General features: G+C 56.3%; 15 protein-coding genes. 10 read left to right on the top strand and 5 right to left on the bottom strand.

All coding sequences use genetic code 11. From position 1 onward, the window contains the following. Position 1: 1 nt before the first annotated feature. Genes kdpC through kdpF form a run of 4 tightly spaced genes read right to left on the bottom strand, consistent with a single transcriptional unit; the run spans position 2 to position 4,425 of the window. Positions 2–577 carry a potassium-transporting ATPase subunit KdpC gene (gene kdpC / locus C0557_RS06920; RefSeq protein WP_208657957.1) on the bottom strand — a complete coding sequence of 192 codons (576 nt, stop codon included), beginning with the start codon at positions 575–577 and terminating at the stop codon, positions 2–4. Between the two features lie 13 nt (positions 578–590). Next, a complete protein-coding gene (kdpB, locus tag C0557_RS06925) occupies positions 591–2,639 on the bottom strand; it encodes a potassium-transporting ATPase subunit KdpB (RefSeq protein ID WP_208657958.1) in 2,049 nt (682 codons plus the stop codon). 20 nt (positions 2,640–2,659) lie between these two features. Continuing rightward, a complete protein-coding gene (gene kdpA / locus C0557_RS06930; protein ID WP_208657959.1) occupies positions 2,660–4,336 on the bottom strand; it encodes a potassium-transporting ATPase subunit KdpA in 1,677 nt (558 codons plus the stop codon). Continuing rightward, positions 4,336–4,425: a K(+)-transporting ATPase subunit F gene (gene kdpF, locus C0557_RS06935; RefSeq protein WP_035885978.1), complete on the bottom strand. Its 90-nt coding sequence runs from the start codon at positions 4,423–4,425 to the stop codon at positions 4,336–4,338. Before kdpF ends, kdpA begins: the two co-directional genes overlap by 1 nt. Before the next feature lie 411 nt (positions 4,426–4,836). On the opposite strand from kdpF, the gene C0557_RS06940 reads away from it, so the two are divergent. From C0557_RS06940 to nei, 7 genes are all read left to right on the top strand, one after another. Continuing rightward, on the top strand, positions 4,837–5,043 hold the full coding sequence (locus tag C0557_RS06940; RefSeq protein ID WP_043954250.1) for a YbfA family protein: 207 nt from the start codon (positions 4,837–4,839) through the stop codon (positions 5,041–5,043). Positions 5,044–5,191: 148 nt separating this feature from the next. Continuing rightward, a complete protein-coding gene (gene phrB / locus C0557_RS06945) occupies positions 5,192–6,604 on the top strand; it encodes a deoxyribodipyrimidine photo-lyase (protein ID WP_208657960.1) in 1,413 nt (470 codons plus the stop codon). A gap of 11 nt (positions 6,605–6,615) precedes the next feature. Further along, positions 6,616–7,359 (top strand): type 2 GTP cyclohydrolase I, encoded by a 744-nt coding sequence (locus C0557_RS06950; RefSeq protein ID WP_208657961.1) that lies wholly within the window; start codon positions 6,616–6,618, stop codon positions 7,357–7,359. An 11-nt stretch (positions 7,360–7,370) separates the two neighbouring features. Then, complete coding sequence (gene pxpB / locus C0557_RS06955; RefSeq protein WP_074775273.1) at positions 7,371–8,027, top strand: 5-oxoprolinase subunit PxpB; 657 nt, start codon at positions 7,371–7,373, stop codon at positions 8,025–8,027. Further along, a complete protein-coding gene (pxpC, locus tag C0557_RS06960) occupies positions 8,021–8,953 on the top strand; it encodes a 5-oxoprolinase subunit PxpC (protein WP_208657962.1) in 933 nt (310 codons plus the stop codon). The genes pxpB and pxpC overlap by 7 nt, the downstream gene beginning before the upstream one ends. Beyond that, the gene (gene pxpA / locus C0557_RS06965) at positions 8,943–9,680 is read left to right on the top strand and encodes a 5-oxoprolinase subunit PxpA (protein WP_208657963.1); all 738 of its coding nucleotides are present in this window, start codon (positions 8,943–8,945) and stop codon (positions 9,678–9,680) included. The genes pxpC and pxpA overlap by 11 nt, the downstream gene beginning before the upstream one ends. 15 nt (positions 9,681–9,695) lie before the next feature. Beyond that, a complete protein-coding gene (gene nei / locus C0557_RS06970) occupies positions 9,696–10,487 on the top strand; it encodes an endonuclease VIII (RefSeq protein WP_208657964.1) in 792 nt (263 codons plus the stop codon). A 46-nt stretch (positions 10,488–10,533) separates the two neighbouring features. On the opposite strand, the gene C0557_RS06975 is transcribed toward nei, so the two are convergent. Then, positions 10,534–11,820 carry a citrate synthase gene (locus C0557_RS06975; RefSeq protein WP_208657965.1) on the bottom strand — a complete coding sequence of 429 codons (1,287 nt, stop codon included), beginning with the start codon at positions 11,818–11,820 and terminating at the stop codon, positions 10,534–10,536. A gap of 634 nt (positions 11,821–12,454) precedes the next feature. On the opposite strand from C0557_RS06975, the gene sdhC reads away from it, so the two are divergent. Genes sdhC through sdhA form a run of 3 tightly spaced genes read left to right on the top strand, consistent with a single transcriptional unit; the run spans position 12,455 to position 14,966 of the window. Continuing rightward, complete coding sequence (gene sdhC / locus C0557_RS06980) at positions 12,455–12,859, top strand: succinate dehydrogenase cytochrome b556 subunit (protein WP_043954240.1); 405 nt, start codon at positions 12,455–12,457, stop codon at positions 12,857–12,859. Then, positions 12,853–13,200, top strand: a complete 348-nt coding sequence (gene sdhD / locus C0557_RS06985) for a succinate dehydrogenase membrane anchor subunit (RefSeq protein ID WP_007373902.1) — start codon at positions 12,853–12,855, stop codon at positions 13,198–13,200. Before sdhC ends, sdhD begins: the two co-directional genes overlap by 7 nt. After that, positions 13,200–14,966: a succinate dehydrogenase flavoprotein subunit gene (sdhA, locus tag C0557_RS06990; protein WP_074775284.1), complete on the top strand. Its 1,767-nt coding sequence runs from the start codon at positions 13,200–13,202 to the stop codon at positions 14,964–14,966. Before sdhD ends, sdhA begins: the two co-directional genes overlap by 1 nt. Positions 14,967–14,976: the final 10 nt, after the last annotated feature.

Raw genomic sequence — 14,976 nt, forward strand, 5'->3', positions numbered from 1 at the left:
TTTATTTATCCTTGAGCGCATCCAGCGCCAGATTGAGTTCCACAATATTGACCACCGGCTGGCCGATAAAGTTGACCAGCGGCGTGGTGGTATGTTCGGCCACCACTTTTTCCACTTCTGTCACGGGTAAGTGACGGGCTTGCGCCACGCGCGGGATCTGCCAGGCGGTGGCTGCCGGAGAGAGCTGACCATCAAGGCCGCTCGCCGAGGCGGTAATCAACTCCACCGGAACATGCGTATCCGCTTGTGGATTCTCGGCGCGCAGTTGCGCCACGCGCGCCGCCACTTCTTTATCCAGCTCCGGGTTACTGCCTGCCAGGTTGCTACCGCCGGACGCCATTGGATTATAAGGCGCATCGGCAGTGGCAGAAGGGCGGCCGTGAAAATAAACCGGTGCGGTAAAGTCCTGACCCAGCAAGCGCGAACCGCGCACGGTATCGCCCTCACGGATCAGCGAACCGTTCGCCTGCGCGTTAAACCACCACTGCCCGAGCGCGGTGGTCACCAGCGGGTAGATCCCGCCGGTAATCAGGGTGAAGAGTATCAAAAGCAGAAATGCGGGACGGAATAAAGTCATTTTTTTATACCTCTTACACCAGGCCAAACAGGGTCAAAATCAGGTCGATCACCTTGATACCGATAAACGGCACCACCAGCCCGCCCAGCCCGTAGATCCACAGGTTGCGGCGCAGCATGGCGGAAGCGGTAAGCGGCTTGTAGCTCACCCCTTTCAGCGCCAGCGGGATAAGAAACACAATCACCAGCGCGTTAAAGATCACCGCGCTTAAAATTGCCGACGCCGGGGAGTGCAGATGCATTACGTTCAGCGTATTCAGTTGCGGATAGGTTGCTGCAAACGCCGCCGGAATGATGGCGAAGTATTTCGCCACATCGTTGGCGATACTAAAGGTGGTCAGCGAACCGCGAGTCATCAGCATCTGTTTACCGATATGCACCACTTCAATCAATTTGGTGGGGTTCGAGTCGAGATCCACCATGTTGCCCGCTTCTTTGGCGGCCTGGGTGCCGGAGTTCATCGCTACCGCAACGTCCGCCTGAGCCAGCGCTGGCGCATCGTTCGTGCCATCGCCGGTCATCGCCACCAGACGACCTTCCGCCTGATACTGGCGAATCAACGCCAGTTTCGCTTCCGGCGTCGCTTCCGCAAGGAAATCATCGACACCGGCTTCAGCGGCAATCGCTGCAGCGGTTAAGCGGTTATCCCCGGTGATCATGACCGTTTTAATGCCCATTTTACGCAGTTGGGCAAAACGCTCTTTAATCCCGCCTTTGACGATATCTTTCAGCGCGATAATGCCCAGCACTTTCGCCCCTTCGGCAACGACCAGCGGCGTGGCGCCCTGGCGGGCGACGCGTTCGACCAGCGTTTCCACATCAGCCGGAAATTGACCGCCATTGGCGGCGATATGACGGCGGATAGCATCCACCGAACCTTTACGGATCATCCGGTCCTGCACGTTGATACCGCTCATGCGGGTTTGCGCAGTGAAAGGCACGAAGGTGGCTTGCAGGCTCTGCATATCGCGCTTGCGCAGATTAAAGCGGCGTTTAGCCAGTATCACAATACTGCGGCCTTCCGGCGTTTCATCCGCCAGCGAAGAGAGTTGCGCGGCATCGGCCAGCGTTTTTTCATCCACACCCTGCGCGGGCAGGAAATCGGATGCCTGGCGGTTACCTAAGGTGATGGTGCCGGTTTTATCCAGCAACAGCACATCGATATCACCTGCTGCTTCCACCGCACGACCGCTGGTGGCAATCACATTCGCACCCAGCATGCGGCTCATCCCGGCAACGCCAATCGCAGACAGCAGCCCGCCGATAGTCGTTGGGATCAGGCACACCAGCAGGGCTACCAACACCGTCACGCTGACTGCCTGGCCACCGTATACCGAGAATGGCCACAAAGTGGCGGTTGCCAGCAGGAAGACAAGGGTCAGGGCAACCAGCAGAATGGTCAGTGCGATCTCGTTCGGTGTTTTACGCCGTTGCGCGCCTTCCACCATCGCAATCATGCGGTCGAGGAACGTTTCGCCGGGGTTAACGCTGCACTGGATCACCAGCCAGTCAGAAAGAATACGTGTCCCGCCAGTGACTGAAGCGAAATCGCCGCCGGACTCACGGATCACCGGTGCCGATTCACCGGTGATCGCGCTCTCATCTACCGACGCGCCGCCTTCAATTACTTCACCATCGCACGGAATAATGTCTCCGGCCTCAACCAGCACCACATCGCCTTTACGCAGGTCTGCTGCCGGAATATGGTCGATTTGCGCATCATGCTGCGGGGCGCGTAATTTGCGGGCGAAAGCGGTTTTTTTCACCCCTTTCAGGCTATTGGCCTGCGCTTTGCTGCGGCCTTCCGCCAGCGCCTCTGCAAAGTTGGCGAACAATACCGTAATCCACAACCACAGGCTGACCGTGCCGGTAAACCACGCGCTGCCATCAAGATGGCCTGTTGCCATTGCCACGGTCAGAACGGTGGTCAACAGGCTGCCAATCCAGACAATAAACATCACCGGGTTACGCCACTGTACCTGCGGGCTTAACTTGGTCACCGAATCCATCAGCGCCTGACGAACAAGGTGCGGTTCGAACAGGGCCAGTTGTTTGCGACTCATAAAACGCGTCTCCGCCAGTCTCAAAATAAGAGGTATTCCGCCACCGGGCCGAGCGCCAGGGCAGGAACAAAGGTCAATGCGCCAACCAGCAGTACTGTGCCGATCAGCAGGCCGATAAACAGCGCGCCGTGCGTGGGCAGGGTGCCAGTGCTGGCGGGCTGTATTTTCTTGCCGACCAGTGAACCAGCAATCGCCATCACCGGAATAATCACACCGAAACGGCCGAAGAACATGCAGAACGCCAGCAGACAGTTCCAGAACGGGGTGTTGGCGCTTAATCCGCCAAAGGCGCTGCCGTTGTTGTTGGCTGCCGACGAGACGGCGTACAGCACTTCACTAAAGCCGTGAATGCCGGGGTTAAACATGCCGCTACGCCCGGCGTCGGTCATCATCGCCAGCGCGGTGCCAAGCAGCACCAGCGCCGGAGTGACGAGGATCGCCAGCGCGGTCATTTTCATCTCGCGGACATCGATTTTTTTGCCGATAAACTCCGGCGTACGGCCAATCATCAACCCGGCAATAAATACCGCCAGCAGCACGAACAGCAGCATGCCGTAGAGACCCGAGCCCACGCCGCCGAACACCACTTCGCCAATCTGCATCAGCCACATCGGGATCATGCCGCCCAGCGCGGTAAAGGAGTCGTGCATGGCATTTACCGCGCCGCATGAGGCGGCGGTTGTGACCACGGCATACAGGCTGCTCGCCAGAATGCCAAAACGACTCTCTTTACCTTCCATATTGATGGCGCTGTCGCCACCGAGCGTCAGGAAGTGCGGGTTACCCTGAAACTCTGCCCACATCACCACCCCGGCGCAGACCACGAAAATCAGCGACATCGCCCACAGCAGCATGTGTCCCTGGCGGCGATCCGCCACGGCATCGCCAAAAGCAAAGCAAAGCGCTGCCGGGATGAGGAAGATCGCCAGCATCTGTACGATGTTGGTCAATGCGGTCGGGTTTTCAAACGGGTGCGAAGAGTTGGCATTGAAGAAACCACCGCCGTTGGTGCCGAGCATTTTGATCGCTTCCTGGGACGCGACTGGCCCCATCGGCATCAGATGCTGAACGCCTTCCAGCGAGGTGTAAGGCTGATAAGGCAAAAAGTTCTGCAGGACGCCTTGCTGAATAAAGAACAAGGCAATGATCAGTGAAATCGGCAGTAGCACCCACAGAGTAATGCGGGTGAGATCCACCCACGCGTTACCGAGCGTATCCATGCTGCGGCGCGCAAAGGCGCGGATCAGCGCGAATACCACCGCAATCCCCGTCGCTGCAGAGAGGAAGTTTTGTACTGTCAGCCCGACCATCTGGCTGAAATAGCTCAGCGTGCTTTCGCCGGCATAGGATTGCCAGTTGGTATTCGAGACAAAGCTGACCGCCGTGTTCAGCGCCAGATGCCAGGAGAGACCGGGCAAGTTTTGCGGGTTCATTGGCAAAATGCCCTGCAACATCAGCATGGCAAACAGCAGCACAATACCGAGTATATTCAGCCACAGGATGGCGAACAGATAGTGCCGCCAGTTCATTTCACGGGTATCTATACCCAGTCCACGCCAGAGAGTATTTTCGATTGTCGCCGTGCCGGGCAGCACCTGTCCGGCAATCAGTTTTGCCAGCAGCGATCCCAGCGGGCGCGCAAGAATAAACAGCACCAGCAAAAAGCTGGCGACCAGAAGAAAAGCCTGAGCGGCCATCAGAAAGCCTCCGCGTTAATCAGGGCATAAACCAGGTAGCCCAATAACAGGAAAACCAGCACGATGCCGATTATCACGCCTGCACTCACAATCCACCTCCAGGGTGCTTTTAAGAAGTGCTATCAAAGTAGTTTATTCGTTGCAAAAATCTCGAAAAAATCAGAATGGTAGGTGTAAAAAAAATATAAAAATGGGAGGGCGAATTTTTGCTCGAATCGTCCTGGTGGGCAGGTGTGCGTTGCGCCATCTTGCAAGGCAGCGTAATGAGAGCCTTTAATCCTTAAATTAACTAATGGTTAGTATTAATTTAACCGTTTTGTAACTAATTTACCGCTGGGCATAAATAAATCTTAAATTGGCAGAAAAATAGTGGTCGGATGAGTAGTAAAATTACGAATAAAGCGATACTATTTTAACCAGATTTCAGCGCCGCCCTGATTTTCTGTAAGGCGGGAACATTTTCCGGTAGTGATTGCCGGCCTGACAAAGGGGAGAGGATTATGAACACATATAAAGCGTTTCCGGCACACGTTGTGTTGATGCGTCGCGCTTTCGCCATTCTGGCGGGCGTTCTGGCATTACCGGTGATGTTGTTCTGGAAAGATCGCGCACGTTTTTACAGCTATCTGCATCGCGTCTGGGCGAAAACCAGTGAAAAACCGGTGTGGATGGAGCAGGCCGAAAAAGTAGCCTGCGACTTTTATTAATCGATTACACACAGCAAATCCTCTGAGCCACCGCCTTGCGGTGGTTTTTTTTTGCAGTAACCTTTTTGCTACATTTACACTGTGCCGCCAGGCGCAGCGAAGCAACGATCCGCAGCGCTGCGCTTTCGCTACGGACATAAGGAGTGATATGACCACCCATCTGGTCTGGTTTCGCGCGGATTTACGCGTACATGATAATCTTGCGCTCGCCGCCGCCTGCCGCTATCCCAACGTCCGGGTTATTGCGCTTTTCATTGCCACGCCAGCACAGTGGCAGCAACATCATATGGCACCGCGCCAGGCGGCTCTGCTCAACGCCCATCTTAATGCGCTGCAACAGGCGCTGGCGGAGAAGGGCATTCCGCTGCTCTACCGCGAGGTGGATGATTTTGCTGCCTGCGGGCAGGCCATTGCCGAAATCTGTGCCAGCGAGCAGGTAAGCCATCTTTTTTATAATTATCAGTATGAATTTAATGAACGTCAGCGTGATGCGGCGGTAGAAAAAGCGCTGCCGAACGTATCCTGCCAGGGGTTTGATGACAGCGTGATGCTGGCGCCGGGCAGCGTGATGACCGGCAATCACGAGATGTATAAAGTCTTTACGCCGTTTAAAAACGCTTTTTTACGTCGGCTAAAAGAGGAACTGCCGGAATGCGTCGCCGCGCCGCGTGCGCGCGAAGGGGCGCTGCCCGTCGCAAAGCCGATCGTACTTAACTATCCGCAGCAGCCGTTTGATGAACAACTTTTCCCCGCCGATGAGAAAAGCGCGATTGCCCGGCTGCGCCATTTTTGCCAGCAGCAGGCGGCGGAGTATGAGCAGCAGCGTGATTTCCCGGCGATTGAAGGTACCAGCCGTCTCTCCGCCGCGCTGGCGATTGGCGCACTGTCGCCGCGCCAGTGTCTGCATCGTTTACTGGCCGAGCAGCCGCAGGCGCTCGATGGCGGAAGCGGCGCAGTATGGCTCAATGAGCTGATTTGGCGTGAGTTTTACCGTCATCTGATGACATTCCATCCGGCACTCTGCAAGCACAAACCCTTTATCCCCTGGACCGATAAGGTGCAGTGGCAGGAAAACCAACAGCAGCTTGAGGCCTGGCAAAAGGGCAGCACGGGATTTCCGATTGTTGATGCCGCAATGCGCCAGTTGAACAGTACCGGCTGGATGCATAATCGGCTGCGGATGATCGCGGCCAGCTTTCTGGTCAAGGACTTACTTATCGACTGGCGCTGCGGAGAGCGCTATTTTATTTCTCAGTTGATCGATGGCGATCTGGCGGCAAACAATGGCGGCTGGCAGTGGGCAGCCTCAACGGGGACCGACGCGGCGCCTTATTTCCGCATTTTCAACCCCACCACGCAAGGGGAGCGCTTTGACGCCAGCGGCGCGTTTATTCGTCGCTGGTTACCTGAACTGCAAGCGGTGCCGGAAAAGTATCTCCATCAGCCCTGGGCGTGGGCGGATAAACAGGGGCGACGTCTCGATTATCCTCGCCCGATTGTCGACCATAAACAGGCGCGTGCCGCCACCCTGGCGGCGTATGAAGCCGCCCGTAAAGTATAAAGAGAGCATTGATGAAAAATACCGAACTGGAAAAACTGATTAACGAGAAACTGAACAGTGCGGCATTCAGTGACTACGGCCCGAACGGCCTCCAGGTTGAAGGGCGGGAAACGGTGCAAAAAATTGTCACCGGCGTGACCGCCAGCCAGGCGTTGCTGGATGAAGCGGTGCGTCAGCAGGCGGACGCGGTCATCGTCCATCACGGCTATTTCTGGAAAAACGAAGCGCCGGTCATTCTGGGCATGAAGCGTAACCGCCTGAAAACGCTTCTGGCGAACGACATCAACCTGTATGGCTGGCATCTGCCGCTCGATGCGCACCCGGAGCTGGGCAATAACGCGCAACTGGCGGCGCTGCTCGGTATTACCCTTCAGGGCGAAATCGAAGAGCTGTTGCCGTGGGGCGAACTCACGATGCCGGTGCCGGGGCTGGAACTGGCTTCCTGGATCGAAGCGCGGCTGGGTCGTAAGCCGCTCTGGTGCGGCGATACCGGGCCGGATGTGGTGAAACGTATCGCCTGGTGTACCGGCGGCGGACAGGGTTTTATCGATAAAGCCGCCCGCTTTGGCGTGGATGCCTTTATCACCGGCGAGGTCTCGGAGCAGACCATTCACTCCGCGCGCGAGCAGGGGCTGCATTTCTACGCGGCGGGGCACCATGCCACTGAACGCGGCGGCATTCGCGCCCTGAGCGACTGGCTGAATACCCATACCGATCTTGACGTCACGTTTGTGGATATTCCGAACCCGGCCTGAGGAGCGAACAAGTGCAGCGAGCGCGTTGTTATTTATTAGGGGAAACCGCCGTGGTGCTGGAGCTGGAGCCTCCTGTACAACTGGCGACGCAAAAGCGGATCTGGCGGCTGACGCAGCGGCTGTCCACGGTGCCGGAGGTGGCGGAAGTCATTCCGGGAATGAATAACATTACGGTTGTGCTGCGCGATCCGGGCACGCTGGTGCTGGATGCCATTGAACGCTTACAGCGCTGGTGGGAAGAGAGCGAGGCGCTGGAGCCGGAATCTCGGGCCATTGAGATCCCGGTGCTGTACGGCGGCGATGCCGGGCCGGATCTCGGTCGGGTGGCGGAACATTGTCGGATGAGTGAAAAACAGGTGGTGGAGCTGCATGCCTCTGTTGATTACGTGGTCTGGTTTATTGGCTTCCAGCCTGGCTTTCCCTATCTGGGCGGCCTGCCGGAAGCGCTGGCCACGCCGCGCCGCGCCGAACCACGCGTTCGCGTAGCGGCCGGCTCTGTCGGTATTGGCGGCGCACAAACCGGCATCTATCCGCTGGAGACGCCCGGCGGCTGGAACCTGATTGGACGCACTGATTTGGCGCTTTTTAACCCGCGTTTAGCGGAGCCTTCACTGCTGCGTCCTGGCGACACGCTGCGCTTCATTCCCCGCAAGGAGGGCGTATGTTGAAAATTATCCGCGCCGGTATTTACACCTCCTTGCAGGGGGGAAAGCGTATCGGCTTGCGCCAGTCCGGAATCAGCTATTGCGGCGCGCTGGACGCGCCTGCGCTGCAAATTGGCAATGCGCTGGTGGGCAATGCGCCTGATACGGCCGGGCTTGAGATCACGCTCGGCCAGTTCGAAGTGGTGTTCGAAAGCCGCTGCTGGTTTGCCCTGACCGGCGCCGGTTGTGAAGCGAAGCTCGACGGTAAACCCGTGTGGACGGGCTGGCGTTTTGCGGCACAAGCCGGACAGCGGCTGGTGCTGAAACGCCCGCTGCACGGCGTGCGTAGCTATCTGGCGGTGGCGGGCGGTTTTGCGCTGCCGGAGGTGCTGGGTTCCGGGAGTACCGATCTGAAAGCTGCTGTCGGCGGGCTGGAAGGGCGCCTGTTACGTGATGGCGATACGCTGCCTCTGGTAAAACCGAAGCGGCAGTTTCGTACCCAGCAGGGCGTAAAACAACTGCTGTGGGGCAACCGCATTCGCGCGCTGCCGGGGCCGGAATATCACGAATTCGCCACGGCTTCGCAGGACGCATTCTGGCGTCTGCCGTGGCAGATAAGCCCGCAAAGCAACCGCATGGGGTACCGCTTACAGGGGCAGCCCCTGTTGCGGACGACCTCACGCGAGCTGCTCTCCCATGGCTTATTACCTGGCGTTATACAGGTGCCGTCGAACGGCCAGCCGATTGTGCTGATGAATGACGCGCAGACAACCGGCGGATACCCGCGTATTGCCTGCATTATTGAGGCCGATATGTACCATCTGGCGCAAATTCCTCTTGGGCAACCGGTGCATTTTGTTCAGTGTTCACTGGATGAAGCGCTGCATGCTCGCCAGGATCAACAGCGTTACCTTGAACAACTGGCATGGCGGTTAACGCATGAAGATTGATTTAAACGCCGATCTTGGCGAAGGCTGCGGCAATGATGCTGCGTTGTTGAAACTGGTGTCGTCGGCGAATATCGCCTGCGGTTTTCATGCGGGCGATGCCGGGACGATGCTGACGTGCGTGCGCGAAGCGCTGCGTAACGGGGTCGCTATCGGCGCACATCCCTCGTTTCCCGATCGGGAAAACTTCGGTCGTACGGCGATGCAACTGCCGCCGGAAACCGTGTATGCCCAGATGCTGTACCAAATCGGCGCACTGGCAGCGATGGTGCGTGCTGAGGGCGGTAAATTACAGCATGTGAAGCCCCACGGCATGTTATACAACCAGGCGGCAAATGATGCGCAACTGGCCGACGCTATCGCTGGCGCGGTACACGATGTGGATTCAGATTTGATTCTGGTCGGGCTGGCGGGCAGCGAGCTGATCCGCGCCGGAAAAAGCTGGGGGCTGATCACCCGCCAGGAAGTATTTGCCGATCGCGGCTATCGCAGCGATGGTCAACTGGTACCACGCAGCGAGCCGGGCGCGTTGATTGAAGATGACAATGTGGCGCTGGCGCAAACGCTGGAGATGGTGCTGGCAGGGCGTGTCAAAAGTATTGATGGTGAGTATGTTCCCGTGCAGGCGCAAACGGTGTGCCTGCACGGCGACGGTGAACATGCGTTACTGTTTGCCCGCCGTCTGCATGCTGCTTTTACCCAGCGTGGGGTGATCATTTCCGCGCGATAACACAAGGAGTTTTACATGCCGGAAGGACCGGAAATCCGCCGGGCGGCGGACATGCTTGAAGCGGCGGTTCAGGGAAAACCACTGACCGATGTCTGGTTTGCTCCGCCGCAGCTAACCGATTTTGCCCCAGGTCTGGTGGGGCAGCGCATCGAGCAGATTGAAACACGCGGCAAGGCGCTGTTGACGCACTTTTCCGGCGGGTTGACCCTCTACAGCCATAACCAGCTTTACGGCGTCTGGCGCGTGGTGAATGCGGGCGAAACGCCGCAAACCAACCGCGTGCTGCGCGTTAAATTACAGACGACGGATAAAGCCATCTTGCTTTACAGCGCGTCAGACATTGCCATTCTCACGGCAGAACAACTGGCGCAGCACCCGTTTTTACAGCGGCTTGGGCCGGATGTGCTGAACATGACGCTTACCGCGGCGCAGGTGAAAGAACGTCTGTTATCGCCGCGTTTTCGCCGCCGTCGCTTCTCCGGTTTGCTGCTCGATCAGGCGTTTCTGGCCGGGCTGGGCAACTATTTACGCGTAGAGATCCTCTGGCACTGCGCGTTGGCGCCGCAGCATAGTGCCGCCGAACTGGATGATGCCCAGCTTGACGTGCTGGCACAGGCGTTGCTGGATATTCCTCGTTTGTCCTGGCAGACGCGCGGTACTGTGGATGAGAACAAGCATCACGGCGCGCTGTTTCGCTTCCGGGTCTTTCATCGGGCAGGGGAGATGTGTGAGCGCTGCGGTGGGATCATCGAAAAAACCACGCTCTCATCACGGCCATTTTACTGGTGCCCTGGCTGCCAACGCTGAAACAAAAAACGCGCCCACAGGCGCGTTTTTTTAGGCGGATTCACCCTTAATCTTTTTTCAGATCGGAGGAGAATTCGCGTTTGGCGTAGCCGGTGTAAAGCTGACGCGGACGAGCAATCTTGATGCCGTCGTCGTGCATTTCGTTCCAGTGCGCAATCCAGCCCACGGTACGCGCCATCGCAAAGATAACGGTAAACATGGACGCCGGGATACCCATCGCTTTCAGGATAATACCGGAGTAGAAGTCGACGTTCGGGTAGAGTTTGCGTTCGATAAAGTACGGGTCGTTGAGCGCAATGTGCTCCAGCTCCATCGCCACTTCCAGCAGATCGTCTTTCGTTCCCAGCTCGCGCAGCACTTCGTGGCAGGTTTCACGCATCACAGTAGCGCGTGGGTCATAGTTCTTGTAGACACGGTGACCGAAGCCCATCAGGCGGAACGAATCGTTCTTGTCTTTGGCGCGACGCAGGAATTCCGGAATATGTTTCACGGAGCTGATCTCTTCCAGCATTCTCAGCGCTGCTTCGTTGGCGCCGCCGTGCGCCGGTCCCCACAGAGAGGCGATACCGGCCGCGATGCAGGCAAACGGGTTCGCACCGGAAGAACCGGCGGTACGTACGGTAGAGGTGGACGCGTTCTGCTCGTGATCGGCATGCAGGATCAGAATACGATCCATGGCGCGTTCCAGCACCGGATTCACTTCATACGGTTCGCACGGCGTAGCAAACATCATATGCAGGAAGTTGCCAGCGTAGGAGAGATCGTTGCGCGGATAGATAAACGGCTGACCGATGGAGTATTTGTAACACATCGCCGCCACAGTAGGCATTTTGGACAGCAGGCGGAAGGCCGCGATTTCGCGGTGGCGCGGATTGTTCACATCCAGCGAGTCGTGGTAGAACGCCGCCAGCGCGCCGGTCACGCCACAAAGTACCGCCATCGGATGTGAGTCGCGACGGAAACCGTGGAACAGGCGGGTGATCTGCTCATGAATCATGGTGTGGCGGGTGACCGTCAGTCTGAACTCTTCAAACTGCTCCTGCGTCGGTTTTTCGCCGTACAGCAGGATGTAGCTCACTTCCAGGTAATTGGATTCGGTCGCCAGTTGATCAATCGGGAAACCGCGGTGTAACAAAATACCTTCGTCACCGTCGATAAACGTGATTTTGGATTCGCACGATGCGGTAGAGGTAAAACCAGGGTCAAAAGTGAAAACCCCTTTTGAACCGAGACTACGGATATCAATAACATCCTGACCGAGCGTGCCTTTTAGCACATCCAGTTCGATAGCAGCGTCACCATTGTAGGTGATTTTTGCTTTTATATCAGTCATTTACGGTCTCCTTAGCGCCTTATTGCTTAAGACTGCCAGTTACCGGATTTGCTTTCAACTGCCCGTCAACGTTACCAGTTTGTTATTAGCTCGCAGCTCTGTGGAGAGGGAGAACCAGGGTACAGAGCAATGGCGCGTGCCAGTACACATTGAAAATACAGTGAAAAAACAGCAAATCAGCGTCTCAGCAGTCCGAATTTATCAAACCTGTATATCACTAATAACCGTCCTGATTACATCGGTCAATACCATCACACTGTTACATAACTTATTCTCAGGTGAAAGCAAGACCCCATAACTTTTGCGAATTATAAGCCTTATTCGGCGTAGTTTGTAACAAGAATGTTTAACTTTTGTCAAATCAGGTGATTAAATTTTAAAAGAATGTTGTTATCGTGATGAGTGTCACTGTTCTGCATAAAACCCGACAAACTATATGTAGGTTAATTGTAATGATTTTGTGAACGACCTATACTGCCGCCAGGTCTCCGGAATACCCTGCCATCCCGAGCCACCCAGCGTTGTAACCTGTCGTTTAGCATCTGGAAGCTAATTTTTTGCATGACGAGCAGTTATAGAAAAGGACGCTGTCTGACCCGCACGCAGACCGGAGGAAGGAAACTATAAGAATAGCATGTGGGCGTTATTCATGATAAAAAATGTGAAAAAACAAAGACCTGTCAATCTGGATCTGACAACAATTCGGTTTCCTGTTACGGCTATAGCTTCCATTCTTCACCGCGTCTCCGGCGTCATTACGTTTGTGGCCGTCGGTATTCTGCTGTGGTTACTGGGCCTGTCGCTGTCATCTGAAGACGGCTTCCTGACTGCCTCTGCCATCATGAACAGCTTCTTCGTTAAATTCATTCTGTGGGGCATCCTCACCGCGCTGGCGTATCACGCTGTCGGCGGGATTCGTCACATGCTGATGGATTTTGGCTGGCTGGAAGAAACCTTCGAAGCAGGAAAACGTTCCGCTAATCTTTCTTTTGTGATTACTGTCGTGCTTTCAATTCTCGCAGGAGTTCTCGTATGGTAAGCAACGCCTCCGCATTAGGACGCAACGGCGTACATGATTTTATTCTTGTCCGTGCTACCGCCATCGTCCTGACGTTATACATCATCTATATGGTGGGTTTTTTCGCCCTGCATGGCGACCTGACCTGGGTGGTCTGGACCGGTTTCTTCTCCTCCGCCTTTACCAAAGTCTTCACTCTGCTGGCTCTGTTTTCCATTCTGATCCATGCCTGGATTGGCATGTGGCAAGTGTTGACCGACTACGTTAAACCGCTGGCTGTACGTCTGATTCTGCAACTGGTTATTGTTGTGGCACTGGCGGCTTACGTGATTTATGGATTCGTTGTGGTGTGGGGTGTGTAATGAAATTGCCAGTCAGAGAATTTGATGCTGTTGTTATTGGCGCGGGCGGCGCAGGTATGCGCGCAGCGCTGCAAATTTCCCAGAGCGGGCAAACCTGTGCGCTGCTCTCCAAAGTTTTCCCAACCCGTTCCCATACTGTGTCAGCGCAGGGCGGTATCACCGTCGCACTGGGCAATACCCATGAAGATAACTGGGAATGGCACATGTATGACACGGTAAAAGGTTCCGACTATATCGGCGACCAGGACGCGATTGAATATATGTGCAAAACCGGCCCGGAAGCGATTCTTGAGCTGGAGCATATGGGCCTGCCATTCTCCCGTCTTGATGATGGTCGTATCTATCAGCGCCCGTTTGGCGGCCAGTCGAAGAACTTCGGCGGCGAGCAGGCGGCGCGTACCGCAGCGGCAGCGGACCGTACCGGCCATGCGCTGTTGCATACCCTTTATCAGCAGAACCTGAAAAACCACACCACCATCTTTTCCGAGTGGTACGCGCTGGATCTGGTGAAAAACCAGGATGGCGCTGTCGTGGGTTGTACCGCGCTGTGCATTGAAACCGGTGAAGTCGTCTACTTCAAAGCCCGCGCAACCGTGCTGGCAACCGGCGGCGCAGGCCGTATTTACCAGTCCACCACCAATGCGCACATTAATACCGGCGACGGCGTGGGTATGGCGCTGCGTGCGGGCGTTCCGGTGCAGGATATGGAGATGTGGCAGTTCCACCCGACTGGTATCGCCGGGGCAGGGGTGCTGGTGACGGAAGGCTGCCGTGGTGAAGGCGGCTATCTGCTGAACAAACACGGCGAGCGCTTTATGGAGCGTTATGCGCCGAACGCCAAAGACCTGGCGGGTCGTGACGTGGTGGCGCGTTCCATCATGATCGAAATCCGTGAAGGTCGCGGCTGTGACGGTCCGTGGGGGCCGCACGCTAAACTGAAACTCGATCACCTGGGTAAAGAGGTGCTGGAATCGCGCCTGCCGGGGATTCTGGAACTGTCGCGCACTTTCGCACACGTAGATCCAGTGAAAGAGCCAATCCCGGTGATCCCGACTTGCCACTATATGATGGGCGGTATTCCGACCAAAGTGACCGGTCAGGCGCTGACGGTTAACGAGAAGGGCGAAGATGTTGTGATCCCGGGGCTGTTTGCGGTGGGCGAAATCGCCTGCGTATCGGTTCACGGCGCCAACCGCCTGGGCGGCAACTCGCTGCTCGACCTGGTGGTCTTTGGCCGTGCGGCAGGTTTGCATTTACAAGAATCTATCGCTGAACAGGGTGCGCTGCGCGATGCCAGCGAATCGGATATCGAAGGGTCGCTCACCCGTCTCAACCGCTGGAACAACAACCGCAGCGGCGAAGATCCGGTCACCATCCGCAAAGCGCTGCAAGAGTGTATGCAGCATAACTTCTCGGTATTCCGCGAAGGTGATGCGATGGCGAAAGGTCTTGAACAACTGAAAGTGATCCGCGAGCGTCTGAAAGAGGCCCGTCTGGATGATACGTCGAGCGAGTTCAATACCCAGCGCGTTGAGTGCCTGGAGCTGGATAACCTGATGGAAACCGCGTACGCAACGGCTGTTTCCGCAAACTTCCGTACTGAAAGCCGTGGCGCGCACAGCCGCTTCGACTATCCGGATCGTGACGATGAGAACTGGTTGTGCCACAGCCTGTATCTGCCAGAAACGGAATCCATGACGCGCCGTAGCGTCAATATGGAACCGAAACTGCGTCCGGCGTTCCCGCCGAAGATTCGTACTTATTAATGCGGAGACA

The organism is Kosakonia sp. MUSA4, assembly GCF_013085925.1.
In the GTDB taxonomy this organism is placed as follows: domain Bacteria; phylum Pseudomonadota; class Gammaproteobacteria; order Enterobacterales; family Enterobacteriaceae; genus Kosakonia; species Kosakonia sacchari_B.